The sequence below is a fragment of the Kitasatospora sp. NPDC058162 genome (genome assembly GCF_042884005.1).
Classification (GTDB): domain Bacteria; phylum Actinomycetota; class Actinomycetes; order Streptomycetales; family Streptomycetaceae; genus Kitasatospora.
Genome location: NZ_JBHVUS010000065.1, coordinates 1 through 25,108, shown reverse-complemented (window position 1 = coordinate 25,108; position 25,108 = coordinate 1). Strand labels below are relative to the sequence as shown.

Below are 25,108 nucleotides of genomic sequence, written 5' to 3'. Positions count from 1 at the left end.
GCGCGGCGGGTCCGCGCTGCGGGGGGGTTTGTGGCGGGGGGGCCGGTGGCGCACTACCCGGCGCGGGGGGGGGCCGCCCCCCGCGCCCCCGCCCCGGCTCTCGTGTTCCGTCAGACGTCCGGGGTGGACCGCTTGCGCCGGGTGGTCACCCGCCGCACCGGGCCGCTGACCGCCTCGGCGGCCCGGCCCGTCCGGGTGGCGACGGCCGCCCGGGCCGCCCGCACCGCGTCGGAGATCCGCCACCACAGCTGGGCCGAGGACGGCGGCAGCAGCAGCGCCCGCAGCCGCCCGGCCCGGCCGGCTCCGGCCCACAGGGCCCGCCGGGCGGTGCGGACGTCGGCGACCAGCGGGGCCGTGGTGACCTGCCCGGCCGGGGCGTAGAGCACCCGCTCGGTGGCCAGTGCCAGCCGCCCGGCGGCGGCCGCCGCGTCCGCGTCCAGGTCCGCCGTCTCGGTGATCCGCCGGGCGGCCGAGCGCGGGGTGCGTGACTCGTCCGGGGGAATTCCGAGGTCCCAGGCGGAGTCGACCAGCTCGTCCCAGGCGGCCAGCACCTGGGCGTCGGTGAGCTCGGCCGGACCGTCCCCGCCGGGTCGGCGCCGCCCGCCGCCGCCCAGTCGGCGACGCCGTACGGCGGTGCGCCAGAACATCGGTGCGAGCAGCAGGGCGATCAGCACCAGCACCACGGCCAGGGTGCCGAGCACCTGGCCGGACAGCAGCCAGGACTCGTCGGCGGTGCGGCTGACCGCCTTGCTCTTGGACCCGCAGTCGCCCAGCTGGCGCTGCTTGGCGGTGCAGTCGGAGCTCTGGGACGGCGCCGGGACGGCGGCCGAGCTGGTCGCCGCGGCGGTCGGCAGCTGGGAGGGCGCCGTGGTCGGGGTGTTGGACGCCTCGGAGTAGCGGGCCGGGACGCCCCGGCTCGGGGTCGGCTCGAAGCGCATCCAGCCGTAGCCGGAGAAGTACAGCTCGGGCCAGGCGTGGTACATCCGGCCGGTGACCTCGTAGACGTTGCCGCCCTTGCTGTCGCCGGGGGTGAAGCCGACCGCGACCCGGGCCGGGATCTTCAGCACCCGGGCCATCGCCGCCATGGTGGAGGCGAAGTGCACGCAGAAGCCCCGGCGGTTCTGCAGGAAGACCGCGATCGCGTTGCTGCCGGTGCCGCCCTCGACCGAGGTGTCGTACTTGAAACCCGGGCCGGTGAACCAGTTCACCAGCGCCGTGGCCCGGTCGTAGTCGGAGTGGGCGTCGGCGGTGACCGCCCTGGCCTGGTCGGTGACCACGGCCGGCAGGTCGGACGGGAGGGCGGTGTAGCGGTCCCGGATGTCCAGCGGGGCGAGCGGCGCGGTGCGCAGCTCGTCCGCGGTGGGCCGCAGGTCCAGCGAGCTGACGTGGTAGCGCAGGCCGCTGATCGCCTTGTCGTTGGTCGGCAGGACGGTGCGGGTGATCGGGTCGAGCTTCCACTCGTTGCGGTTGGGGACCTGGACGGAGGCGGCCGGGTACGGCATCGGCAGCCAGCTGTTCCCCCCCAGCGCGTCGCTGATCTTGAAGTCGCCCTCGATCCGGGCGACGTTGGTGGCCCGCAGGCCCTCGGGGGTGGGCATGGTGGTCGGGAGGTCGCTGACCACCGTGCTGCCGAGCTTCCAGGTGGTGCCGTCGAACTGGTCCAGCGAGCCGGTGCGCAGGTAGATCTGGTCGGCGAGGTCGCTGTCCAGGGTGTAGGTGAGCAGCTCGGTGTCGGTCGGCTTGCTGAGCGCCGCCTCCAGGCTGACCAGCGGGTCGAGGCTGTTCGTCACGCTCCCGCCGGTGCCGTGCCCGGACGATCCGCCGGAGTCGGAGTCCAGCAGCCCGAGGTCCCAGCGCGGCAGGAAGACCGGCAGCAGCAGGGCCATGGCCAGCGCGAGGACGCCGACCTGCTGGCCGCCCTGGCTGATCCGGCTGGAGGTGACCGTGCCGCGCGCGCCGCCGCGGAAGACCCGGCCCCAGCGGGAGACCCGGTCCTCGCCCTCGGCGAACAGCAGCACCAGGTAGCCGGCCGAGGCGAAGCCGAACCAGACCCAGCTGCCGTGGTCCCCGGCCACGCCGTTGCCGATCGAGAACAGCGCCAGCAGCGGCAGCCCGGCCAGCGCCGAGCGCCGGTAGGTCACCGCGATGGTGTCCACCAGTACGGCGATCAGGCCGACCGAGGAGACCAGGATCAGCCGCAGGCCCGTGGTCGGCGGCGCCGGGAGGGCGTACTGGGTGATGTCGTCGATCCCGGCGGAGAAGACCTGGCTCAGCAGCCGCATCGCGGGCGCCCCGGGCAGCACGCCGCCGGTCAGCGCGGAGCCGGCGAAGCCGAGCAGCATCAGCAGGAGCAGCACCAGCACCTGGGCCACCGGCACCGACCAGCGGTACAGCGGGGAGCGGCGCAGGCCCGCGCCGACCGCCGAGATCACGGCGATCACCAGGAAGGCGTGGGTGAGCCAGCTACGGGTGGTCAGCAGCGGCAGCATGCACAGCGAGGCGAGGGCGGTGGCCAGCGCCGAGTACACGGTCAGTTTGGCCCGGGTGGTCACGCGCCGGCCTCTTCTCGGTAGGGGGCGGTGGTCTTGGCGCCGTCGGCCGCCCGCCACAGGTCCGGGACGGAGTCACCGGCCCGGACCGGCAGCACCGTCCAGCCGGCCGCGCGCAGCTCCCGGACCCGCTCGCGGAACTCCTCGCCGCCGGTGTCGGGCGCGAGCATCCGCACTCCGGCCCAGGTGCCGGTGTCGAGCAGGAACGCGATCGCCCCGCCGGTACGGCCGCGCAACCGGGCCAGCCGGGCGGCCTGGGCCTGGTCCAGGTCGCCCAGGACGGCCACCACCAGTCCCTCGCCGCCGGCCCGCAGCGGCTCCTCGGCACGGGACAGGCCAGCCCCGTCCGACAGGTCGGCGACCGCGAGGGCGTCCAGGATCAGCCCGGAGGTGTCGGCGGCGCTGTTGTGGCCGCCGCTGCCGGGCCCGGGCACCCAGTGCCCGGTGTCGGTGAGCAGCCGGGTCTGGTAGCCGCGCTCCAGCAGGTGCACGGCCACCGAGGCGGCGCAGCTGACCGCCCATTCGAAGGAGGAGGCGGGGCCGCTGCCCCGGTGGCCCACCTCGCGGGTGTCCAGCAGGACGGTGGCACGGGCCTTCTGCGGCTGCTCCTCTCGGCGCACCATCAGCTCGCCGTACTTGGCGGTGGAGCGCCAGTGCACCCGGCGCAGGTCGTCGCCGGGCCGGTACTCGCGCAGGATCACGTCGTCGTCCCCGGCCAGCGCCAGGGTGCGGGTGTGGCTCTCGCCCTGGCCGATCCACTCGCCGCTGAGCCGGACCTGCGGCAGCGCCTGGACCTGCGGGACGACGGTGAGCACGTCGGAGGCCGCGAAGGAGCGGTTGACCTCGCACATCCCGAACGGGTCGGACAGCCGCAGCTGCAGCGGCCCGAGCAGGTAGAGGCCGCGCAGGTCGGAGCGGACCCGGTAGGAGACCTCGCGGAAGCCGCGCGGCTCGACCCGGTCCAGCACGAACCGCGGCCGCGGCCCGAGCACGTACGGGACCTTGTCCTCCAGGAGCAGCAGTCCGGTGGGCACCCGGGAGACGTTGTCGACCCGCAGGTGGACCCGGGCCTCCTGGCCGGCGACCGCCCGGTGCGGGCTGAGCCGGCGTCCGCTGGCGACCCGGTACCGGGTGTTGGCGACGACCGCGGCGGCGGCCAGCGGCAGCGCGGTGAGCAGGACGCCGACCCGCAGCAGCGCGTTCTGGTCGAGCACGTAGGCGCAGACCACCGCGGTCAGCCCGGCCGCGAGGAAGGAGCGGCCCCGGGTGGTGAGGCCGCGCAGTCCGGCCCGCAGCCCACCCGTTCCGTCGGATGAGGCCACCTCAGCCCCTCCGGACGGCCGGTCCGCCCTGCGGACGGGGCAGCGGCAGCCGGGCGACCAGGTCGGTCACGATCTGCTCGGAGGTGCGGCGGCCGAGCTGGGTCTCGGCGGTCGGCATCAGACGGTGCGCCAGGACCGGCACGGCAAGCCGCTGGATGTCGTCCGGGGTGACGTAGTCGCGCCCGTCCAGTGCGGCGGCGGCGCGGGCGGCCCGGACCAGGTGCAGGGTGGCGCGCGGCGAGGCACCCAGCCGCAGCTCGGGGCTGGTGCGGGTGGCGCCGACCAGGTCGACGGCGTAGCGGCGGACCGGGTCGGCGATGTGCACGGTGCGGACCAGCTCGACCAGCTTGAGGATGTCGGCGGCGTGCGCGACCGGCTGGAGGTCGGCCAGCGGGTTGGCGCCGGCGTGCACGTCGAGCATCGCGAACTCGGCCTCGGGGCTGGGGTAGCCGATCGAGACCCGGGCCATGAAGCGGTCCCGCTGGGCCTCCGGGAGGGGGTAGGTGCCCTCCATCTCGACCGGGTTCTGGGTGGCCACGACCATGAACGGCGAGGGCAGCTCGTAGCTGGTGCCGTCGATGGTGACCTGGCGCTCCTCCATGGACTCCAGCAGCGCGGACTGGGTCTTGGGCGAGGCGCGGTTGATCTCGTCGCCGACCACGATCTGGGCGAAGATCGCGCCCGGGCGGAACTCGAAGTCGTGCCGCTGCTGGTCGTAGATGTTGGTGCCGGTGACGTCCGAGGGCAGCAGGTCGGGGGTGAACTGGATCCGGCGCACGGTGCAGTCCACCGACTTGGCGAGCGCCTTGGCCAGCATGGTCTTGCCGACGCCGGGCACGTCCTCCAGCAGCAGGTGGCCCTCGGCGAGCAGGACGGTCAGGGCGATCCGGACGGCCTCCGGCTTGCCCTCGATCACGCTCTCGATGTTGGCGCGGACCCGGTCCACGACCGCCGCGAGCTCGGGGAGCCCGACCGGACGGTACCCGTTCGCCCTCTGCTCGCCCCCCGCAGGACTGCCGAGACCGGCCTGGTCGTTGTAGCTCGTCACCCGTTTACGCTCCCTGGCACACCGTGCCCGCCTCTCCCGAGGCCGGACCCCACCCCATGCTTGACGCGGCCGTCCCGGGGGCGGTTCCGAACGAGGATCCGGCGCCGGGTGGGCGGCCTGCGGCCCGGCCGCCCCAGGTGGTTCGGGGTCCGACCGGCAGGCGCATTCTCCCCCGTTCGGCGGCCAGAAGTCACCATTCGGCCGTCGCCGAATGAGAGCCGGATGAGAGGGGGGCCGGGTCGGGTCAGCTGATCTCGCGCAGCAGTCCGGTGTGGACGTCGAAGACGAAGCCGCGGACGTCGTCGGTGTGCGGCAGGAAGGGGGAGGTGCGCACCCGCTGCATGGACTGGCGGACGTCGCCGTCCAGGTCGACGAAGGCCTCCACCGCCCACTGGGGGCGCTGGCCGACCTCCAGCTCCAGTTCGCGGCGGAAGTCCTCGGTGAGGCCGAGCAGGCCGCAGCCGGTGTGGTGGATCAGCGCGATCGAGCGGGTGCCCAGGGCGCGCTGGCTGATCGTCAGGGACCGGATGGTGTCGTCGGTGACGACGCCGCCGGCGTTGCGGATGACGTGGGCGTCGCCCAGTTCGAGGCCGAGGGCCGCGAACAGGTCGAGCCGGGCGTCCATGCAGGCCACCACGGCGATCTTCTGGACGGGACGGGCGTCCATGCCGCCGTCCCGGAAGGTCACCGCGTACTCGCGGTTGGCCGTCACGAAGCGGTCGATGATGGCGGGCCCGGCGGGGTCGGCAGCGGCGTTCGGCGTGGGCCGGTCGGGGGTCACTGTCATGGGGGCGACGTTAGTGCGGTCAGGGGCCCCGCGGTGGGGTGGAGAGCTACAGAACGCACCGCTGTGATCGAGCGCATAGCCACAACGGGAGGGTTTGTCCGGGCTGGTCCGGGCTGGTCCCGGAGTCGGCCCCGGGGTGGGTTCGTACCCGGTCGCTCGACGGGGCGCGCGCGGGTCGCCGAGGGCCCCCGGTCGGGGGCCTCGCCGGGCCGCCCCGACGGCCGCGACCTGCGGTGATCCGTACCGCCGCCCGGGTGGTGCGCCGGAGCGGACCATTGACTGGCGGGACCGCCGCGATAGAGTTGCGGCGCGTTGGAGCACACCCCTCGGAGCCCGTCAACCGGGCCGGTCCGAACGGTGTGCGGCCCGGCCGATGCGGCTCGTGGCCTCCACCCGCTCCGTGTTCACCTGGCGCACCTTCCCCGGCGCCGGGCGGCCACGACCTTCCCCTCGAGCGGGCGGGGACCACGGGCCGCGTCGTCGTGCCGGCAGGTGGTGGGCGAGAATGGTCGGAGCTCCCGGTCGTCGGGCTGCTCCGCACCGAGGAAGGGCGCCACCGCGCATGACCACCAACGAACCGGGTCCCAAGCACGTTCCGGTGATGCTGCAGCGGTGCATGGACGCGCTGGCGCCGGCGATCTCGCGCCCCGGTGCCGTGGTGGTCGACGCGACCCTCGGCCTCGGCGGGCACAGCGAGGCGCTGCTGACCCAGTTCCCGGAGGTCCGGCTGATCGCGGTGGACCGCGACCCGCAGGCGCTCAAGCTCTCCGGCGAGCGGCTGGCCCCCTTCGGCGACCGGGCCACCCTGGTGCACGCGGTGTACGACGAGATCCCCGAGGTGCTGGAGCGCCTGGGCATCGACGAGGTGGACGGCGTCCTGTTCGACCTCGGCGTCTCCTCGATGCAGCTGGACGAGGCCGACCGCGGTTTCGCCTACGCCCAGGACGCGCCGCTGGACATGCGGATGGACCAGACCCGGGGGATCAGCGCGGCGGAGGTGCTGAACACCTACAGCCACGGCGACCTGGCCCGGATCCTGAAGGTGTACGGCGAGGAGCGGTTCGCCGGGAAGATCGCCTCGGTCATCCTGCGGGAGCGGGAGAAGGAACCGTTCACCAACAGCGCGCGTCTGGTCGAGTTGGTGCGCAACGCGATTCCGGCGGCGACCCGCCGGACCGGCGGGAACCCGGCCAAGCGGACCTTCCAGGCGCTGCGGATCGAGGTCAACGGCGAGCTGGAGGTCCTGGACCGGGCGATCCCGGGGGCGCTGGAGGTCCTCGCGATCGGCGGCCGGATGGTGGTGATGTCGTACCAGTCGCTGGAGGACCGGCTGGTGAAGCAGTACTTCGCCGCCGGAGCGACCAACACCGCCCCGCCAGGCCTCCCGTTCATCCCGGAGGAGCACCAGCCCTGGCTCAAACTGATCACCCGCGGTGCCGAGCAGGCCACCGAGGCGGAGATCGAGGAGAACCGGCGCGCCGCGCCCGTGCGGCTGCGGGTGGCGGAGAGGATCAGGGACCGAAGCAAGCGGGGCTGAGGAACGGCTCCGGCGGGGTCCGAAGGGCGGAGGAGAGCGGTGGGGCCGGTGGCCGGTGAGGTCCGGGCGGGGCGGGGAGGACTCCCCGGACAGGGCAGGGCGCGGATCACGGTCCGGCCGGGGCGGCGCCCCGTGCGGGGGCGCACCCCGTTCGCGGTGCTCGTGGTGGTGCTGCTGGCGGCGGGGCTGCTCGGGCTGCTGGCGCTGAACACGGCGCTCAACGAGGGCTCCTTCGAGCTGTCCCGGTTGCAGAAGCAGACCACCAAGTCCACCGACGAGCAGCAGAGCCTCCAGCACGAGATCGACCAGAGCTCGGCCCCGGACGCGCTGGCCAAGCGGGCCGCCGAGCTGGGCATGGTCCCGGCCGGCGGGATGGCCTTCCTGGACGTGCCGAACGGGGGCAAGGTGATCGGCACGCCCGGTCCGGCGCAGGACAGCCCGCCGGTGAAGAAGTCGACGGTCGAGCCGTGGCCGACGAAGGCCTCGCCGGGCGCGCAGAGCCCGGCCCCGGCGCAGCCCTCAGCCCAGCCCAGCGCCTCGCCGAGCCCCCAGGCTCCGGCGCAGCCGACCGGCCAGGCGCCGCCGCCTCCGCCGACTCCGGCGGCCTCGGCCGGTGACTCGGTGATCCAGCTCAACCCGGTGACGTCCGCGCCGGCCCAGCACGGGGGTGGTACCCGATGACGACACCTCGTCAGCCGTCCGGATCCGGATCCGGCTCAGGCCGTCGGCAGCCGCCGCGCGCCGGGGCGGCCCGGCCCGCCGCCGGACGCGCCCAGCCCGCGAAGGGGCAGCCGGCCAAGGGGCAGAGCGCCCGCGGCCAGTCCGGCAAGGTCCCGCCCGCGAAGGCGCAGCCGCCGAAGGCCCAGCCCGCGAAAGCGCAGCCCGCGCGCGCGCAGTCGGCCAAGGCGCAGCCCGCCAGGAGCGCCTCCGTCGGCCGTACCCCGCGGGCGCCGCAGCAGCGCCGCCCGGAGGGCCGTCCGCCGGCCCGCAGCCAGGCGGCGGTGCGGCCGCGTCCGAAGTCCCGGCTGCCGCAGCGCCCCAAGGCGCTGAGGCTGGCCGAGCCGAAGCGCCGGCTGCGGGTGATCACCGTGGCGCTGTCGCTGGTGTTCTCGGTCTTCGCCGGGCGCCTGGTGCAGCTCCAGCTGGTGGACGCGGACGCGCTGGCCGCCGACGCCAACAACAACCGCTACCAGAACATCCCGATCACCGCCGAGCGCGGCTCGATAACGTCCTCCGACGGCGTCGCGCTCGCGGCCACCGTGGACGCGTACGACATCACCGCCGACCCGGCGATGTTCACCCCGGAGGCGACCGGCATCCCGGACGCGCCGGAGCAGGCGGCCGCGCTGCTGTCGCCGATCATCGGCGTGTCCAAGGAGAAGATCGCCGCCGACCTGCACACCCCCAAGACCCGCTACAAGCGGCTCGCCGCGCAGCAGACCCCGGCCGCCAAGAGCCAGATCAGCGACCTCAAGGCGGGCCTGGAGAAGAAGGCCGGCTCGCGGGCCTGCCAGGCCCAGAAGAAGCTGCTCGGCAAGCCCGCCGACCAGGGCGGGCGCACCCGGGTGGACAACGAGTGCGCCAACCCGCTGGCCGGGGTGTTCAACCGGGACACCCAGAAGCGGATCTACCCGGCCGAGGGGCTGGCCGCCAACCTGGTCGGCTTCGTCAACGGCGAGGGCGAGGGCGCCGGCGGGCTGGAGCTGCAGTACCAGAAGCAGCTGGCCGGGAAGGACGGCCACAGCAGCTACGCCCAGGCGGGCGGTCGGCTGGTGCCCACCGCCGGCGGCTCGATGGACCCGGCCGTGCCCGGCAACGACATCAAGCTGACCATCAACCGGGACATCCAGTGGGCCGCCCAGCGGGCGATCACCGACCAGGTGGCCAACTCCGGCGCGGAGAAGGGCTACGTGGTGGTCCAGGACGTGAAGACCGGGCAGGTCATCGCGATGGCCAGCGCGCCCGGCTTCAACCCCAACGACCTGAGCCTCGCCAAGCAGTCCCAGATGGGCAACCCGGCCCTGGTGGACGCGTACGAGCCGGGCAGCACCGCCAAGCTGATGAGCCTGGCCGCCGTGCTGGACTCCGGCAAGGCCAACTGGGACACCAAGGTGACGGTGCCGTACCCGCTGGTCCGGGCCGGGCAGGAGTTCAAGGACGACGTCTGGCACAACACCTGGTACCTGACGCTGGCCGGGGTGCTCGCCAAGTCCTCCAACATCGGGACCATCGAGGCGGTCGAGACCCTCGGCGACGGCGACCAGCTGAAGGCCAACCAGATCCTGGACGGCTACCTGCGCAAGTTCGGCGTGGCCCAGCCGACCGGGCTGAAGTTCCCCGGGGAGGCCTCCGGGATGCTCAAGAAGCCGGAGGACCTGGTCGCCTCGGAGAAGTACAACATCTCCTTCGGGCAGGGCCCGATGCAGATGAACGCGCTCCAGGCCACCTCGGTGTACTCGACCATCGCCAACGGCGGGGTGCGGGTCGCGCCCAGCATCGTCCAGGGGATCACCGGGCCGGACGGCAAGTACACCCCGACCCCGCCCGGCGAGCAGACCCGGGTGGTCAGCGAGCAGACCGCCAAGACCCTCACCTCGATGCTGGAGTCGGTCGTCGACGACGAGCAGGGGACCGGCGGCAAGGCCGCGATCCCCGGCTACCGGGTCGCCGGCAAGACCGGTACCGCCAACCGGGGGGCCGCCGACGGCAAGGGCTACGACGGCTACACCGCCTCCTTCATCGGGTTCGCCCCCGCCGACGCCCCCCGCTACACCGTCTCCTGCACCCTCCAGGGCCCGGTCAACGGGCACTTCGGCGGGCAGCTGTGCGGCCCGGTGTTCAAGCAGGTGATGGAGTTCACCCTGAAGACCATGCAGGTCCCGCCGAGCGGAAGCCAGGCGCCGAACCTGCCCGTCGAGTGGAAGCCGTGAACGAGGATGAGCAACCAGCGGGCCGGTGCGGACGGCGGCGCGGCGAAGGGCCGGTTTGGCCCTGGGCACCCTTCGGCGGATAGCCTTCCCGCCGTGCCGAAACCCGATCAAACCACCGTGAGTCCGCCCCGCCCGACCGGGACCGCCGCTCTGCCGCTCGCCGAGCTGGCCGTCCGGCTGGGCCTGCCGCCCGTCCAGGGCGGCACCGTCACCGGCGTCACCCACGACTCCCGCGCGGTGCGCCCGGGCGACGTGTACGTGGCCTTCCCGGGCGCCAACCACCACGGCGCGGCCTTCGCCGGCCAGGCCGCGGCCGCCGGCGCGGTGGCCGTGCTGACCGACCCGGCGGGCGCCGAGCTGGCCGCCCCCGCCGGCCTGCCGCTGCTGGTCGTGGACCGGCCGCGGGCCCGGATGGGCGAGCTGGCCGCGATCGTCTACGGCCACCCGTCGGAGCGGCTGCTGATGCTCGGGCTGACCGGCACCAATGGCAAGACCACCACCTCGTACCTGGTCGAGGGCGGTCTGCGCGGCGCCGGCCGGGTCCCGGGCGTGATCGGCACCGTCGAGATGCGGGTCGGCGAGGAGCGGATCAAGAGCGAGCGCACCACCCCCGAGGCCACCGACCTGCACGCGATCCTCGGCGTGATGGCCGAGCGCGGCGCGGACGCGGTGACCATGGAGGTCTCCAGCCACGCCCTGGTCTTCGGCCGCACCGACGGGGTGGCGTACGACGTCGCGCTGTTCAACAACCTCACCCCCGAGCACCTCGACTTCCACCCGGACATGGAGGACTACTTCCAGGCGAAGGCCCGGCTCTTCCAGCCCGGCAAGTCCCGCCACGGCGTGGTCAACCTGGACGACGAGTACGGCCGCCGGCTCGCCGCCGAGGCCAAGATCCCGGTGACCACCTTCTCCGCGACCGGCGACGCCGGGGCGGACTGGCGGGCCGTGGACGTCCAGCTCGGCCCGATCGGCTCCACCTTCCGGGTGGTCGGCCCGGACGGCGCCGGGGCGGACGCCTCCGTCCCGCTGCCCGGCCCGTTCAACGTCGCCAACGCGCTGGCCGCGATCACCGTGCTGGTCGCCGCCGGGCTGCCGCTGGAGCGGGCGGTGGCCGGGGTCGCCGCCGTCCCCGGCGTGCCGGGCCGGCTGGAGCGGGTGGACGCCGGACAGCCCTTCGTCGCCGTGGTGGACTACGCCCACAAGCCGGACGCCCTGCAGGCCGTCCTCGCCTCGCTGCGCGAGGTCACCAAGGGCCGGCTGCACGTCGTCGTCGGCTGCGGCGGCGACCGCGATCCGCACAAGCGCGGCCCGATGGGCGCCATCGCCGCCCGGCTCGCCGACACCGCCCTGCTGACCAGCGACAACCCGCGCAGCGAGGACCCGCTGGCGATCCTCGCCAGCATGCTGACCGGCGCCTCCGCGGTGCCCGAGGCCGAGCGCGGAGCCGTCCTGGTCGTCCCCGACCGGGCGGAGGCGATCCAGCTCGCGGTCGCCCGTGCCCGGGCGGGGGACACCGTGCTGGTGGCCGGCAAGGGCCACGAGCTCGGCCAGTACGTTCGAGACGAGATCCGCCCCTTCGACGACCGGGAGGTGCTGCGCGAATCCATCGCGCGGACCACGGCCGACCGGGGCGACCGAGGAGTAGAGCAGCAGTGATCGCACTGACCCTCGCCGAGGTGGCCGCCGCCGTCGGCGGCACCCTGGACGGCGCCGCCCCGGACACCCTGGTCACCGGCCCGGTCGAGGTCGACTCGCGGAAGGTGAGCCCCGGCGGCCTGTTCGCGGCCTTCGTCGGCGAGCACGTGGACGGCCACGACTACGCGGCCGTCGCGGTCGAGGCCGGCGCCGTCGCGGTGCTGGCCTCCCGCCCGGTCGGCGTGCCCGCCGTCCTGGTCGACAGTGTGGTGGAGGCCCTCGGCAGGCTGGCCCGCACCGTGGTCGCCCGTGCCGAGGGCACCACGGTGGTCGCGCTGACCGGCTCGGCCGGCAAGACCAGCACCAAGGACCTGATCGCCCAGCTGCTCCAGCGCCACGGCGAGACCGTCTTCCCGCCCGGCTCGCTGAACAACGAGATCGGCCACCCGATGACCGCGCTGCGGGTCGAGGAGGGCACCCGGCACCTGGTCATGGAGATGGGTGCCCGGCACAAGGGCGACATCGAGTACCTCACCTCGATCACCCCGCCGCGGATCGGCCTGGTGCTCAACGTCGGCACCGCCCACGTCGGCGAGTTCGGCTCCCAGGAGGCGATCGCCCAGGCCAAGGGCGAGCTGGTCGAGGCGCTGCCCGCCGACGGCGCCGCGATCCTGAACGCGGACGACCGACTGGTGCGCGCCATGGCCTCCCGCACCCGGGCGAAGGTGGTCCTGTTCGGGGAGTCCCCGGACGCCCACGTCCGGGCCACCGATGTTCGCCTGGACGCCACCGGACGGCCGTCGTTCACGCTCACCACCCCGGCCGGTTCCGCACCCGTGCAACTGCGCCTGTACGGTGAGCACCACGTCTCGAACGCCCTCGCCGCCGCCGCGGTGGCGACGGAGCTCGGGATGACCGTCGACGACACCGCGGCAGCCCTGGGCGAGGCGGGTGCGCTGTCCCGCTGGCGCATGGAGGTCGTCGACCGGGCCGATGGTGTCACCGTCGTCAACGACGCCTACAACGCGAACCCCGACTCGATGCGGGCCGCGCTGCGGGCGCTGGTCTCGATGGGCGGCCGCGGTCCGGAGCGCCGCCGCACCTGGGCGGTGCTCGGCGAGATGCGGGAGCTCGGCGAGGAGAGCCTGGCCGAGCACGACGCCATCGGGCGGCTCGCCGTCCGGCTGGACGTCACCAAGTTGGTGGCGGTCGGCGGACGCGAGGCGGCCTGCATGGAACTCGGTGCGAGGAACGAAGGTTCGTGGGGTGAGGAGTCGGTGCTGGTGTCCGACGCGGACGCGGCGGTCGAGCTGCTGCGCAGTCAGCTGCGGCCGGGGGATGTGGTCCTGGTGAAGGCGTCCCGTTCGGTGGGGTTGGAGAAGGTGGCCGAGGCCCTCCTGACGGACGGTGCTGCCCGATGATGAAGCAGATCCTCTTCTCCGGGATGATCGGCCTGATCCTCTCGCTGGTCGGCACGCCCGCCCTGATCAAGCTGCTCGCGCGAGGGGGCTACGGCCAGTACATCCGTGACGACGGCCCCAAGGCGCACCACAGCAAGAAGGGCACGCCCACCATGGGCGGCATCGCCTTCATCCTGGCGACCCTGATCGCGTACTTCGCCACGAAGGCGATAACGGGCGACAGCCCGACCGCCTCCGGGCTGCTGGTGCTCTTCCTGACCGCGGGCCTCGGCCTGGTCGGCTTCCTGGACGACTACATCAAGGTCGTCAAGCGCCGTTCGCTCGGCCTGCGGGCGAAGGCGAAGCTGGCCGGCCAGTCGATCGTCGGCCTGGTCTTCGCCGTCCTGGCGCTGCAGTTCCACGACGACCGCGGGCTCAGCCCGGCCTCCCAGTCGCTGTCCTTCGTGCGCGACTTCAAGTGGTCGATCGGCCCGGTGCTGTTCGTCATCTTCGCGTACTTCATGATCGCGGCGACCTCCAACGGCGTGAACCTGACGGACGGTCTGGACGGCCTGGCCACCGGCGCCTCGGTGATGGCCTTCGGCGCCTACACCTTCATCGGCGTCTGGGAGTACACCCAGAGCTGCGCCTACTTCATCTCCGCCACCGGCGCCTGCTACGACGTCCGGGACCCCCTGGACCTCGCGGTGGTGGCCTCCGCCCTGATGGGCTCCTGCTTCGGCTTCCTGTGGTGGAACACCTCGCCCGCCAAGATCTTCATGGGTGACACCGGCTCGCTCGCCCTCGGCGGCGCCCTGGCCGGTCTGGCGATCTGCTCGCGCACCGAGCTGCTGCTGATCCTGCTCGGCGGCCTCTTCATGATCATCACCCTGTCGGTGATCATCCAGGTCGGCTCCTTCCGGATGACCGGCAAGCGCGTCTTCAAGATGGCACCACTGCAGCACCACTTCGAACTCAAGGGCTGGAGCGAAGTCCTGGTCGTGGTCCGCTTCTGGATCATCCAGGGCCTGTGCGTGGCCGTCGGCCTCGGCCTCTTCTACGCGGGATACCGGACCGGATGACGAACCCTGAATTTTCGAACCTGCCCGTGGTGGTCGCCGGTCTCGGCGTCTCGGGCATCAGCGCCGCGCGCGTCCTGAACGGGCTCGGCGCGAGCGTCACCGTGGTCGACGGCGGCAGCGGCGAGGGCCTGCGGGCCCGCGCCGCCGAGCTGGAGGCACTGGGCGTCACGGTGCGCCTGGGCGACGGCGCGAGCCTGCCCGAGGGCACCGGACTGATCGTCACCTCGCCCGGCTGGGCCCCCGACAGCCCGCTGTTCGCCGCCGCCGCGGCGGCCGGCGTGCCGGTCTGGGGCGACGTCGAGCTGGCCTGGCGGCTGCGCAAGCCGCTGCCGGCCACCGGCGAGCCCGCTCCCTGGCTGGCCGTCACCGGCACCAACGGCAAGACCACCACCGTCCAGATGCTCGCCTCGATCCTCAGCGCGGCCGGCAATCGCACCGCCGCCGTCGGCAACGTCGGGGTCTCGGTGCTGGACGCGGTGCTCGCCGAGGAGCCGTACGACGTGCTCGCCGTCGAGCTCTCCAGCTACCAGCTGCACTGGGCGCCCTCGCTGCGCCCGTACTCGGCGGCCGTGCTCAACCTGGCCCCGGACCACCTCGACTGGCACGGCTCGATGGAGGCGTACGCCGCCGACAAGGGCCGGATCTACGAGGGCAACGTGGTGGCCTGCGTCTACAACCTGGCCGACCCGGCCACCGAGGCGCTGGTCATGGAGGCCGACGTCGAGGAGGGCTGCCGGGCGATCGGCTTCGGCCTCGGCGCGCCGAGCCCGTCGAACTTCGGCGTGGTGGACGGCCTGCTGGTGGACCGCGCCTTCGTCGAGGACCGGGCCAAGAGCGCGGCCGAGCTGGGCTCCGTCGAGGACGTCAACCCGCCGGCCCCGCACAACATCGCCAACGCGCTCGCCGCGGCGGCGCTGGCCCGGGCGTACGGGGTCGACCCGAAGGCCGTCCGGGAGGGCCTGCGGGCCTTCCGCCCGGACGCCCACCGGATCGCCGAGGTCGGCACGGTCCGCGAGGTCACGTACATCGACGACTCCAAGGCCACCAACACCCACGCCGCGGCGGCCTCGCTGGCCGCCTACCGGCCGATCGTCTGGATCGCCGGGGGACTGGCCAAGGGCGCGACCTTCGACGACCTGGTCCAGGGCGCGGCCGAGCGGCTGCGCGCCGTCGTGCTGATCGGGCAGGACCGGGCGCTGATCCGCGCGGCGCTGGAGCGACACGCTCCGGATGTGCCGGTGATCGAGGCCGCCGAGGGCCAGACTGGCGCGGTGGCGATGACCGAGGTCGTTCGAACGGCCGCATCGCTCGCCCGATCGGGTGACACGGTGCTGCTGGCCCCGGCCTGCGCCTCGATGGACATGTTCACCAACTACGGCGAGCGCGGCGACCTGTTCGCGGCGGCCGTCCGGGAGCTGGCGAACACTTCCGGCTCGTGAGCCGCAACTAGAGGCGAACGAGCCGCAGAAATGGGGAGCGGTGGCGGGGCAGGGCAGGGCGGATTCCGGCGGGACGAAGCAGGACACCGCCGAGCCGTGGCGAGTGATCTCCGCCACCACGACCAAGTACAAGTCGGCTGGTCCACTGGGGCGGTTGCAGGCCTTCCGGGCCCGCGTCCGCTACTGGCTGGACCGGCCGCTCACGCCGTACCTGCTGGTCGTGGGCACGACCCTGCTGCTGCTCGTGCTCGGTTTGATGATGGTCTTCTCGGCCTCCCAGATCCTGGCGCTGAACCAGCACCACACCGCGCAGTACTACTTCCTCAAGCAGCTGATCGCGGCCATCCTCGGCCTGGTCCTGCTGGTCGGCTTCGCGTCCGTCCCGGTGGCGGTGCTGCGGGTGATCGTCTACCCGGTGATGTTCGGGGTGATCGGCGCGCTCGCGCTGGTCGCCGTGCCCGGCATCGGGGTGCGGATCAACGGCAACCAGAACTGGCTGGACTTCGGGTTCTTCCAGTTCCAGCCCTCCGAGTTCGCCAAGCTCGCGCTGGTCCTCTGGGGCGCCGACCTGCTCGCCCGCAAGCAGAAGGCCGGCACCCTCACCACCTGGAAGCACCTGCTGGTCCCGCTGGTGCCCGGAGCCCTGCTGCTGCTCGCGCTGATCATGATCGGCGGTGACATGGGCACCTCGATGATCCTGGTGGCCATGGTGTTCGCGCTGCTCTGGATGGTCGGCGCGCCGCTGCGGCTGTTCGTGGCCACCGTCGGGGTGGCGGTCGTGGTCTGCACCGCCCTGGTGGTCACCGTCCCGCACCGGGCCGAGCGCCTGGGCTGCATCGGCGTCACCAAGCTCGACCCGGACGGCGCCTGCTTCCAGGCCCTGCACGGCGTCTACTCGTTCGCCCTCGGCGGCGGCTTCGGCACCGGTCTCGGCGCCGGCGTGGAGAAGTGGGGCCAGCTGCCCGAGGCGCACACCGACTTCATCTTCGCCGCGACCGGCGAGGAACTCGGTCTGGTGGGGACGCTGTCGGTGATCGGTCTCTTCGCGGCACTAGGCTACGCGGGTATCCGTGTGGCCATCGGTACGAAGGACCCCTTCGTCAGGTACGCCGCGGGAGCCGCCACCACCTGGATCATGGCGCAGGCCATGATCAACCTGGGGTCGGCGCTGGGACTGCTGCCCATCGCGGGCGTCCCGCTCCCGCTGTTCTCCTACGGCGGTTCCGCCATGCTGTCGGCCATGTCCGCGATCGGGGTGCTGCTGTGCCTGGCACGCAGCTCCTCGGGTGCGAAGGCGGCCCTGGCCGCCCGGAGCAAGAACTCCCGGGTCAGGAAGCGACTGGCCCGGGTGCTGCCACGACGACGAACCACAGCGCGCCCGGCCCCCGGGTCGGCACGCAGGGAGCGGTGAATTTCGGTGCATGTCGTACTCGCCGGCGGGGGGACCGCCGGTCACATCGAGCCGGCCATGGCCCTCGCGGACGCACTCCGCAGGCACGACCCGTCCATCGGGATCACCGCCCTGGGCACCGAGAAGGGGCTGGAGACCCGGCTGGTACCCGAGCGCGGCTACCAGCTGGAGCTCATCCCGGCCGTGCCGCTGCCCCGCAAGCCCACCCCCGAGCTGATCACCGTCCCCGGCCGGCTGCGCGGCACCGTACGGGCCGCCCAGGAGATCATCGAGCGGGTCAACGCCGACTGCGTGGTGGGCTTCGGCGGCTACGTCGCGATGCCCGCCTACCTGGCCGCCAAGCGGGCCGGCGTGCCGATCGTGGTGCACGAGGCCAACGCCCGCCCCGGCCTGGCCAACAAGATCGGCGCCCGCTACTCCGACTTCGTCGCGGTCTCCACCCCGGACAGCAAGCTGCGCGACTCCCGGTACATCGGCATCCCGCTGCGCCGGACCATCGCCACCCTGGACCGCAACGCCACCCGGCCGGAGGCCCGCCAGTACTTCGGCCTCGACCAGCGGCTGCCCACCCTGCTGGTCTCCGGCGGTTCCCAGGGCGCGCGCCGGCTCAACGAGACGGTCACCGCGATCGCCCCGCGGCTGCAGCAGTACGGCGTGCAGATCCTGCACGCGGTCGGCCCGAAGAACGAGCTGCCGCAGGTCGCCGACGTCCCCGGGATGCCGCCGTACCGCCCGGTGCCGTACATCGACCGGATGGACCTCGCCTACGCGGCCGCCGACCTGATGCTCTGCCGGGCCGGCGCCATGACCGTCGCCGAGCTGGCCGCGGTCGGCCTGCCCGCCGCCTTCGTGCCGCTGCCGATCGGCAACGGCGAGCAGCGGCTGAACGCCCAGCCGATGGTCAAGGCCGGCGGCGGCCTGCTGGTGGACGACGCCGAGCTGACCTCGGACTGGGTGCTGCAGAACGTGCTGCCGGTGCTCACCGACCCGCAGCGGCTGTGGGACATGAGCCGGGCCGCCGCCGAGTTCGGCCGCCGGGACGCGGACGACCTGCTGGTCGGCATGGTGTACGAGGCGATCCAGGCCCACCGGGGTGGTCGCCGCCGTGGCTGACGGCCGGCTCGCCGGCCCACCCCCGGCCTCCGGCCGGGGGTACCCCAAGGACGAGGACGAGTTCGGGGACGAGGAGGAGTCCGCTCCGCGTCTCCGGCTCTCCCGGCGGGGCATCGCGGTGCTGGGCGTGCTCTGCGCCGCGGTGCTGGGCGCGCTCGCCTGGGTGGTGTTCTTCTCCTCGGTGCTGGACGTGCGCGACGTCGCCGTCCAGGGCGCGACGGACGACAAGCTGACGTCGGACCAGGTCCGCACGGCGGTCGGCGGGCTCGCCGACGGCCCGCTGGCCCGGGTCGACCTGGACGGCGTCCGGCAGCGGGTGGAGGCGATCCCCCGGGTGGCGAAGGCCGAGGTGTGGCGGGGCTGGCCGCACACCCTCCAGGTCAAGGTGGTGCAGCGCACGGCCGCCGCCGCCGTCAAGGGGGATGACGGCCAGTTCACCCAGGTGGACGCCGGCGGCGTGAGCTTCGCCACCGAGGCGGCCCCGCCGCAGGGCGTGCCGGTGGTGGAACTGCGGCTCAGTCAGTCCGCGAAGGACGTGGACGGGGTGATCTCCCGGGGCCAGTTGGTGCAGGGCGCGGTGGCGGTTGCCGCCGGGCTCCCGCCGGAGATCGCCAAGCGGGCCGGATCGGTCCTGGTGCACTCCTACGACGACATCGAACTGCAGCTCAGCGGGGGTGCGACGGTGCGTTGGGGGAGTCCCGAGCAGACCGACCGGAAGGCCCGGGTACTGCTCGCACTGATGAAGCAGAAGGGCACCAGCTTCGACGTGACGGCGCCGGAGGCGCCGGCGGTGTCCGGCTGATCCGCTAGATTCTGTGCCCGAGGGAGGGGTTGACGCCTCGAAGTGTCGGCCCGACCCTTGGTGGTCACCCCGGTTTCCATTGCCGGCCGATGATCACATAGGCTCAAAAGAAAAAGGGAAGCTCGGCGTGTTCGTTGAAACGCGTGCCCGGAGCCACCTAGTGTCCTGTGTCACCAGACTGTGTCCATTGGTGATGTGACGGAGGCACAGGACTAACCCTAAAGGTCAAGTTTAGGGTTGGGGTCGGTGGTCGGCATTTCGGACATTCAGTCAGAAACCAGGCTCCCTACCCATCGACATCCGTCGGTACGGCCCCCGTCGGGCCGCACCGACCCGGAAATTCGAGGCGAGAGGCCTTCGACGTGGCAGCACCGCAGAACTACCTCGCAGTCATCAAGGTCGTCGGAATCGGCGGCGGTGGTGTCAACGCCATCAACCGGATGATCGAGGTCGGTCTCAAGGGCGTCGAGTTCATCGCGATCAACACCGATGCGCAGGCCCTCCTCATGAGCGACGCCGACGTCAAGCTCGATGTGGGCCGTGAACTCACCCGGGGCCTCGGCGCCGGCGCCAACCCCGAGGTCGGCCGCAAGGCGGCCGAGGACCACCGTGAGGAGATCGAGGAGGTCCTCAAGGGGGCCGACATGGTCTTCGTGACCGCCGGCGAGGGCGGTGGCACGGGCACGGGCGGCGCGCCCGTCGTCGCCAACATCGCCCGCTCGCTGGGTGCCCTGACCATCGGCGTGGTCACCCGCCCCTTCACCTTCGAGGGCCGCCGCCGGGCCAACCAGGCCGAGGACGGCATCGCCTCGCTGCGCGAAGAGGTCGACACCCTCATCGTGATCCCCAACGACCGGCTGCTGTCCATCTCGGACCGCCAGGTCAGCGTGCTGGACGCGTTCCGCTCGGCCGACCAGGTCCTGCTCTCCGGTGTCCAGGGCATCACCGACCTGATCACCACCCCGGGTCTGATCAACCTCGACTTCGCCGACGTCAAGTCCGTCATGTCGGAGGCCGGTTCGGCGCTCATGGGCATCGGCTCGGCCCGCGGTGAGGACCGCGCCAAGGCCGCCGCCGTGATGGCGATCTCCTCGCCGCTGCTGGAGGCCTCGATCGACGGCGCCCGCGGCGTGCTGCTGTCCATCTCGGGCGGCTCCGACCTCGGCCTGTTCGAGATCAACGAGTCGGCCCAGCTGGTCAGCGAGGCCGCGCACCCCGAGGCCAACATCATCTTCGGTGCGGTCATCGACGACGCGCTCGGCGACGAGGTGCGGGTCACCGTCATCGCGGCCGGCTTCGACGGCGGTCAGCCGCCGGCGATCGTCCGCGACCCGGTGGTGAAGTCGACCACCCCCGCCGCGGCGACCCCGCCGGCCGCCCCGGAGCGCCCGGCCGGCCGGCCGTCCTACGGGAGCATCGGCTCGGTGACGTCCCGTTCGGAGGGGGAGGCCCCGGCCGCCCCGTCGCGTTCGGCCGAGACCTCGGCCACCACGACCGCCGCCGCCCCGGTGCCGCCGCAGGTGCAGCCCGCTCGGCAGCCGTTCGTGGAGAGCCCGGCCGAGGAACTCGACGTGCCGGATTTCCTTAAGTGATCGATCACGCCGTTCGCGCGGGTGCTCACTTCGCCTTCACCGATCGGTGGGGCGGGGTGAGCACTTCGCCGTACGGGGAGCTCAACCTCGGCGGCGCGGTGGGCGACGACCCGGAGGCGGTCCGGGAGAACCGGGCCGTCGCGGCCCGGGAACTGGGGCTGGACCCGGCCGACGTGGTCTGGATGAACCAGGTGCACGGCGCCGAGGTCGCCGTGGTGACGCGGCGCCAGCCGCTCGGGGAGGCCCCGACGGTGGACGCGGTGGTCACCGACCGCCCGCTCGCCCTCGCGGTGCTGACCGCGGACTGCACCCCGGTGCTGCTGGCCGACCCGGTCGCGGGGGTGGTGGGCGCGGCCCACGCGGGCCGGCCCGGACTGGCGGCCGGAGTGGTGCCCGCGGTCGTCGAGGCGATGGTCGCACTGGGGGCCGAACCGGCGCGGATCACCGCCGCCACCGGCCCCGCCGTCTGCGGGCGGTGCTACGAGGTGCCGGCCGAACTGCGCGCCGAGGTCGCCGAGGTCGTCCCGGCGGCCTTCGCCGAGACCTCGTGGGGGACCCCGGCGCTGGACGTGCCGGCGGGGGTCGCGGCCCAACTGGCCGCGGCGGGGGTCACCGAACTGGTGCGCTCACCGGTCTGCACCCTCGAATCCGCCGATCACTTCTCCTATCGTCGCGAGCAGCGTACGGGCCGGCTCGCGAGCTACGTCTGGTTGGGCTCTGATCACTGATGACGAACGACATCTACGGACCGTTCCCCGGCGGACCTGACTTCTCGGCGGCTCTGACCGAGGGCCAGCGGGCCCGGTACGAGGAGCTCGGGACCAACCTGGACGTGGTGGAGCGTCGGATCGTGGACGCCTGTGCGGCCGCGGGGCGCCCGCGCGAGGACGTCACCCTGATCGTCGTCACCAAGACCTACCCGGCCGAGGACACCGCCCTGCTCGCCGGACTGGGTGTGACGGATGTCGCGGAGAACCGCGACCAGGACGCCGCACCCAAGGCGGAACAGTGCAGAAACCTTCCTCTTGACTGGCACTTCGTCGGACAGCTGCAGACCAACAAGGTCCGCTCGGTGGTCCGGTACGCGAACCACGTGCACTCGGTGGACCGGCTGCGGCTCGTCGAGTCGCTCTCGGCGGCCGTGCTCAAGTCCGAGCGCCCGGAACTGGGTTGCCTGGTGCAGGTGGCGCTGGACAAGGCGCACGGAGAGGGCGCGCACCGGGCCGGGGTCGCCCCCGAGGACGTCGCCGAACTCACCGACGCGATCGCCGACACGCCCGGGCTGCGCCTGGACGGTGTGATGACCGTCGCTCCGCTGGCCGGTCCGCTGGCCGGGGACCCGGCTCGCGCCTTCGAGCGGCTGGCGGAAATCGCAACCGCCGTACGGGCGGCCCATCCGGCTGCCACCATGGTCTCCGCAGGCATGAGCGGTGACCTTGAGCAGGCGATTGCCGCCGGAGCGACACATGTACGCGTCGGAACGGCGGTACTCGGAGTGAGGTCACCCCTCGGGTAACGTCACCGGGTAGTAGATCAGACTGCAGGACAAAATAGGACAGAAGCTAGCAGCTTTCGGAAGTGCTAGCCAACCGTGGATCGCAGCTCCGCGGCCCCACTCCCACGAACTCTGACGGCGCGTCGCCTTGACGGGCCGTCGTGGGCGGACCGCGGAATCCTGAGGCAGGGCCGTGGCCCGCCCGCTGGGACGGAGCCGGTCCGCACGGAGCGAGCGGAGCGAGCGACCATCGGAAGGCGCGCGTTTCGCGAATCAGCCACCGAGCGTCAGCGAGGTGGCCATGAAGCGGAGGAGACAGGAGCATGGCCGGCGCAATGCGCAAGATGGCGGTCTACCTCGGCCTCGTGGAGGACGAGACGTACGACGGCCAGGGGTACGACCCCGACGACGACTACGACGCGGACCCCGAGCCGATCCGAACCGGGCAGCGGACCGAGGACATCCCCCGGCCGGCAGCCGCCCCCGCTCCCGCTCCGGTCTCCTCGATCACCCCGCAGCCGGTGCCGGCCGCGGTGCCGATCCGACAGGAGACCCCGAGGATGGCCCCCGTGTCGTCCATCACACCCGACCGCCGCCACAACCTGGAGAAGAGCGCCCCGGTGATCATGCCCAAGGTAGTGAACGAACGAGAGCCCTACCGCATCACCACGCTGCACCCCCGGACCTACAACGAGGCCCGTACCATCGGGGAACAGTTCCGCGGCGGGACCCCTGTGATCATGAATCTGACCGAGATGGACGACACGGACGCCAAGCGGCTCGTAGACTTCGCCGCTGGACTCGTCTTCGGTCTGCACGGCAGTATCGAGCGCGTGACACAGAAGGTGTTCCTGCTGTCGCCTGCTAACGTCGATGTCACGGCGGAGGACAAGGCTCGGATCGCCGAGGGTGGGTTCTTCAACCAGAGCTGACCCGGCCACGACTTTACGTGTGGATCTGATCAACAGTGGTTGGCGACAGGTGACGAGCGGCAGGCCCTGAGGGCCCGGGACCGGGGAGAGGGAAACGCGATGGACATCGTGTGGGCGGTGCTCTACTACGCCCTGACCGTCTTCCTGGTGTTCCTGCTCGTACGACTGGTCATGGACTGGGTCTTCCAGTTCGCGCGTTCGTGGCGGCCCGGCAAGGCCATGGTCCTGGTCCTGGAGGCCACGTACACTGTCACGGATCCGCCGCTCAAGCTTCTTCGGCGGTTCATCCCGCCGTTGCGTTTCGGGGGCGTGGCGCTCGACCTGTCCTTCTTCGTACTGATGATCATTGTGTATGTCCTGATCTCGCTTGTGCACCCCTAGTCGTAGGTGAGCGATGCGACAGGATGCCGGTGTGCCGACGATCACGTTGAGGTGAAGAGATGCCATTGACCCCCGAGGACGTTCGGAACAAGCAGTTCACGACCGTCCGCCTGCGTGAAGGCTATGACGAGGACGAGGTCGATGCCTTCCTCGACGAGGTCGAGGCGGAGCTGACCCGCCTCCTCCGGGAGAACGAGGACCTGCGGGCCAAGCTGGCCGCCGCGACTCGCGCCGCCGCGCAGAACCAGGCCAACATGCGGAAGGAGCCGCCGCAGGACGCCCAGCGTCCGGCCGCTCCCGTCCCGGCCGCCATATCCGGCCCGCCGGTCCCCGGCCAGCAGGGCCCGGGCGGACCCCAGCAGATGGGCCCCGGCGGCCCGCAGCAGATGGGTCCGGGCGGTCCGCAGCAGATGGGTCCCGGCGGCCCGCAGCAGATGGGCCAGGGTGGTCCGCAGCAGCAGATGGGCAACCAGCCCCTCGGCCTGCCGTCCGGTGCGCCGCAGCTCCCGGCCGGCACCGGTGGCCCGATGGGGCCCGGCGGTCCGCAGCAGCAGATGGGCCAGCAGCAGATGGGCCAGACCATGGGCGGCCAGCAGCAGCTGGTGCAGCCGATGGGCGGTCAGATGCTCCAGCCCATGGGCGGTCCCGGTGGCCCGCAGCAGATGGGCAACCCGATGGGCCAGGGCATGGGCCAGCAGCAGATGCAGCCGATGGGTGGCCCCATGGGCGGCCCGCAGCAGATGGGCGGCCCGCTCGGCGGCCCGATGCAGCAGCAGCAGGGCCCCGGCGGCGACAGCGCGGCCCGCGTGCTGGCGCTCGCCCAGCAGACCGCCGACCAGGCGATCTCCGAGGCCCGTTCCGAGGCCAACAAGATCGTCGGCGAGGCGCGCAGCCGGGCCGAGGGTCTGGAGCGCGACGCCCGGGCCAAGGCCGACGCCCTGGAGCGGGACGCGCAGGAGAAGCACCGCGTCGCGATGGGGTCGCTGGAGTCCGCGCGGGCCACGCTGGAGCGCAAGGTCGAGGACCTGCGGGCGTTCGAGCGGGAGTACCGCACGCGGCTGAAGTCGTACCTGGAGACCCAGCTGCGTCAGCTGGAGTCGCAGGCCGACGACTCGCTCGCGCCGCCGCGGATCCCCGCCACCGCGTCGCTGCCGCCGGCGGCTTCGTCGATGGCTCCGGCCGGGGCCGGGTCGATGGGCTCTGCGCCGTCGTTCGGTGGGAACCAGCCGTCGTTCGGGGGGAACTCGCCGTCCTTCGGGGGGCAGAGCTCCTTCGGTGGGAATCCGCCGGCGCCGAGCTTCGGTGGGCAGCAGGGTGGGAACACCGGGGCGCCGCAGATGCAGCCGGCCGGGATGACCCAGCCGATGGCGGCCGTCCGGCCGCAGCCGCCGCAGCCGATGCAGCAGGCTCCGGCGCCGATGCGGGGCTTTCTGATTGACGAGGACGGCGACAACTGAGGTTGTAGCTGGGGTTCTTGGGGGCGTCCCCTTTCTGACCTTCGGGTTGGGGAGGGGGCGCCTTTTTGTGTTGGGGGGCTGGGGGGTTCGGTGAACGGCCGCTGCGCGGGGCTTGGGTGGGGTGGGGGGCTTTCGGGAGGGTGGGTGGGTCCGGGGGCGGTTCCGGGGGTGGGCGCTCCGGGGGCTGGATGAT

At 72.7% G+C, this 25,108-nt stretch carries 20 protein-coding genes; 16 read left to right on the top strand and 4 right to left on the bottom strand.

What is annotated here, in order from left to right; translation table 11 throughout:
• Positions 1–110: 110 nt before the first annotated feature.
• The 4 genes from ACFVXG_RS45160 to ACFVXG_RS45145 all read right to left on the bottom strand — a co-directional run bounded on the left by ACFVXG_RS45160 (position 111) and on the right by ACFVXG_RS45145 (position 5,706).
• On the bottom strand, positions 111–2,552 hold the full coding sequence (locus ACFVXG_RS45160) for a transglutaminaseTgpA domain-containing protein (RefSeq protein ID WP_387936350.1): 2,442 nt from the start codon (positions 2,550–2,552) through the stop codon (positions 111–113).
• Positions 2,549–3,871, bottom strand: a complete 1,323-nt coding sequence (locus tag ACFVXG_RS45155) for a DUF58 domain-containing protein (RefSeq protein ID WP_387936349.1) — start codon at positions 3,869–3,871, stop codon at positions 2,549–2,551. The genes ACFVXG_RS45160 and ACFVXG_RS45155 overlap by 4 nt, the downstream gene beginning before the upstream one ends.
• 1 nt (position 3,872) lies before the next feature.
• Positions 3,873–4,919: an AAA family ATPase gene (locus ACFVXG_RS45150; protein WP_387936348.1), complete on the bottom strand. Its 1,047-nt coding sequence runs from the start codon at positions 4,917–4,919 to the stop codon at positions 3,873–3,875.
• Between the two features lie 244 nt (positions 4,920–5,163).
• Positions 5,164–5,706, bottom strand: a complete 543-nt coding sequence (locus tag ACFVXG_RS45145) for a beta-class carbonic anhydrase (protein ID WP_387936347.1) — start codon at positions 5,704–5,706, stop codon at positions 5,164–5,166.
• Between the two features lie 562 nt (positions 5,707–6,268).
• Between ACFVXG_RS45145 and rsmH the strand changes: the two genes are divergently transcribed.
• From rsmH to ACFVXG_RS45065, 16 genes are all read left to right on the top strand, one after another.
• Positions 6,269–7,243 (top strand): 16S rRNA (cytosine(1402)-N(4))-methyltransferase RsmH, encoded by a 975-nt coding sequence (rsmH, locus tag ACFVXG_RS45140; RefSeq protein WP_387936346.1) that lies wholly within the window; start codon positions 6,269–6,271, stop codon positions 7,241–7,243.
• Positions 7,244–7,375: 132 nt separating this feature from the next.
• A complete protein-coding gene (locus ACFVXG_RS45135) occupies positions 7,376–7,924 on the top strand; it encodes a cell division protein FtsL (RefSeq protein WP_387936345.1) in 549 nt (182 codons plus the stop codon).
• Complete coding sequence (locus tag ACFVXG_RS45130; RefSeq protein WP_387936344.1) at positions 7,921–10,173, top strand: penicillin-binding transpeptidase domain-containing protein; 2,253 nt, start codon at positions 7,921–7,923, stop codon at positions 10,171–10,173. Before ACFVXG_RS45135 ends, ACFVXG_RS45130 begins: the two co-directional genes overlap by 4 nt.
• A gap of 6 nt (positions 10,174–10,179) precedes the next feature.
• A complete protein-coding gene (locus tag ACFVXG_RS45125; RefSeq protein WP_387936343.1) occupies positions 10,180–11,832 on the top strand; it encodes a UDP-N-acetylmuramoyl-L-alanyl-D-glutamate--2,6-diaminopimelate ligase in 1,653 nt (550 codons plus the stop codon).
• Positions 11,829–13,232, top strand: a complete 1,404-nt coding sequence (gene murF, locus ACFVXG_RS45120) for a UDP-N-acetylmuramoyl-tripeptide--D-alanyl-D-alanine ligase (protein WP_387936342.1) — start codon at positions 11,829–11,831, stop codon at positions 13,230–13,232. The genes ACFVXG_RS45125 and murF overlap by 4 nt, the downstream gene beginning before the upstream one ends.
• A complete protein-coding gene (gene mraY / locus ACFVXG_RS45115; protein ID WP_350504707.1) occupies positions 13,232–14,293 on the top strand; it encodes a phospho-N-acetylmuramoyl-pentapeptide-transferase in 1,062 nt (353 codons plus the stop codon). The genes murF and mraY overlap by 1 nt, the downstream gene beginning before the upstream one ends.
• Positions 14,290–15,732, top strand: a complete 1,443-nt coding sequence (gene murD, locus ACFVXG_RS45110) for a UDP-N-acetylmuramoyl-L-alanine--D-glutamate ligase (protein ID WP_387936341.1) — start codon at positions 14,290–14,292, stop codon at positions 15,730–15,732. Before mraY ends, murD begins: the two co-directional genes overlap by 4 nt.
• Before the next feature lie 40 nt (positions 15,733–15,772).
• Complete coding sequence (gene ftsW, locus ACFVXG_RS45105; protein ID WP_387936340.1) at positions 15,773–17,143, top strand: putative lipid II flippase FtsW; 1,371 nt, start codon at positions 15,773–15,775, stop codon at positions 17,141–17,143.
• A gap of 6 nt (positions 17,144–17,149) precedes the next feature.
• Positions 17,150–18,256 (top strand): undecaprenyldiphospho-muramoylpentapeptide beta-N-acetylglucosaminyltransferase, encoded by a 1,107-nt coding sequence (gene murG, locus ACFVXG_RS45100; RefSeq protein WP_387936339.1) that lies wholly within the window; start codon positions 17,150–17,152, stop codon positions 18,254–18,256.
• Entirely contained in the window at positions 18,249–19,058 is an 810-nt protein-coding gene (locus tag ACFVXG_RS45095; RefSeq protein WP_387936338.1) for a cell division protein FtsQ/DivIB, read from the top strand. Before murG ends, ACFVXG_RS45095 begins: the two co-directional genes overlap by 8 nt.
• Before the next feature lie 362 nt (positions 19,059–19,420).
• A complete protein-coding gene (ftsZ, locus tag ACFVXG_RS45090) occupies positions 19,421–20,650 on the top strand; it encodes a cell division protein FtsZ (RefSeq protein ID WP_387936337.1) in 1,230 nt (409 codons plus the stop codon).
• The gene (pgeF, locus tag ACFVXG_RS45085; RefSeq protein WP_387936336.1) at positions 20,647–21,378 is read left to right on the top strand and encodes a peptidoglycan editing factor PgeF; all 732 of its coding nucleotides are present in this window, start codon (positions 20,647–20,649) and stop codon (positions 21,376–21,378) included. The genes ftsZ and pgeF overlap by 4 nt, the downstream gene beginning before the upstream one ends.
• The gene (locus tag ACFVXG_RS45080; RefSeq protein ID WP_387936335.1) at positions 21,378–22,166 is read left to right on the top strand and encodes a YggS family pyridoxal phosphate-dependent enzyme; all 789 of its coding nucleotides are present in this window, start codon (positions 21,378–21,380) and stop codon (positions 22,164–22,166) included. The genes pgeF and ACFVXG_RS45080 overlap by 1 nt, the downstream gene beginning before the upstream one ends.
• Positions 22,167–22,468: 302 nt before the next feature.
• Positions 22,469–23,077, top strand: a complete 609-nt coding sequence (locus tag ACFVXG_RS45075) for a cell division protein SepF (protein WP_350504501.1) — start codon at positions 22,469–22,471, stop codon at positions 23,075–23,077.
• A 99-nt stretch (positions 23,078–23,176) separates the two neighbouring features.
• Complete coding sequence (locus ACFVXG_RS45070; protein WP_030282903.1) at positions 23,177–23,458, top strand: YggT family protein; 282 nt, start codon at positions 23,177–23,179, stop codon at positions 23,456–23,458.
• Positions 23,459–23,517: 59 nt separating this feature from the next.
• Complete coding sequence (locus ACFVXG_RS45065; protein ID WP_387936334.1) at positions 23,518–24,915, top strand: DivIVA domain-containing protein; 1,398 nt, start codon at positions 23,518–23,520, stop codon at positions 24,913–24,915.
• Positions 24,916–25,108: the final 193 nt, after the last annotated feature.

Coding starts and splice junctions, on each gene's coding strand:
- ACFVXG_RS45075 (WP_350504501.1), top strand. CDS start 22,469: ATGGCCGGCGCAATGCGCAAGATGGCGGTCTACCTCGGCCTCGTGGAG.
- ACFVXG_RS45125 (WP_387936343.1), top strand. CDS start 10,180: ATGAGCAACCAGCGGGCCGGTGCGGACGGCGGCGCGGCGAAGGGCCGG.
- murD (WP_387936341.1), top strand. CDS start 14,290: ATGACGAACCCTGAATTTTCGAACCTGCCCGTGGTGGTCGCCGGTCTC.
- rsmH (WP_387936346.1), top strand. CDS start 6,269: ATGACCACCAACGAACCGGGTCCCAAGCACGTTCCGGTGATGCTGCAG.
- ACFVXG_RS45145 (WP_387936347.1), bottom strand. CDS start 5,706: ATGACAGTGACCCCCGACCGGCCCACGCCGAACGCCGCTGCCGACCCC.
- ACFVXG_RS45070 (WP_030282903.1), top strand. CDS start 23,177: ATGGACATCGTGTGGGCGGTGCTCTACTACGCCCTGACCGTCTTCCTG.
- mraY (WP_350504707.1), top strand. CDS start 13,232: ATGAAGCAGATCCTCTTCTCCGGGATGATCGGCCTGATCCTCTCGCTG.
- ACFVXG_RS45080 (WP_387936335.1), top strand. CDS start 21,378: ATGACGAACGACATCTACGGACCGTTCCCCGGCGGACCTGACTTCTCG.
- ACFVXG_RS45065 (WP_387936334.1), top strand. CDS start 23,518: ATGCCATTGACCCCCGAGGACGTTCGGAACAAGCAGTTCACGACCGTC.
- ACFVXG_RS45130 (WP_387936344.1), top strand. CDS start 7,921: ATGACGACACCTCGTCAGCCGTCCGGATCCGGATCCGGCTCAGGCCGT.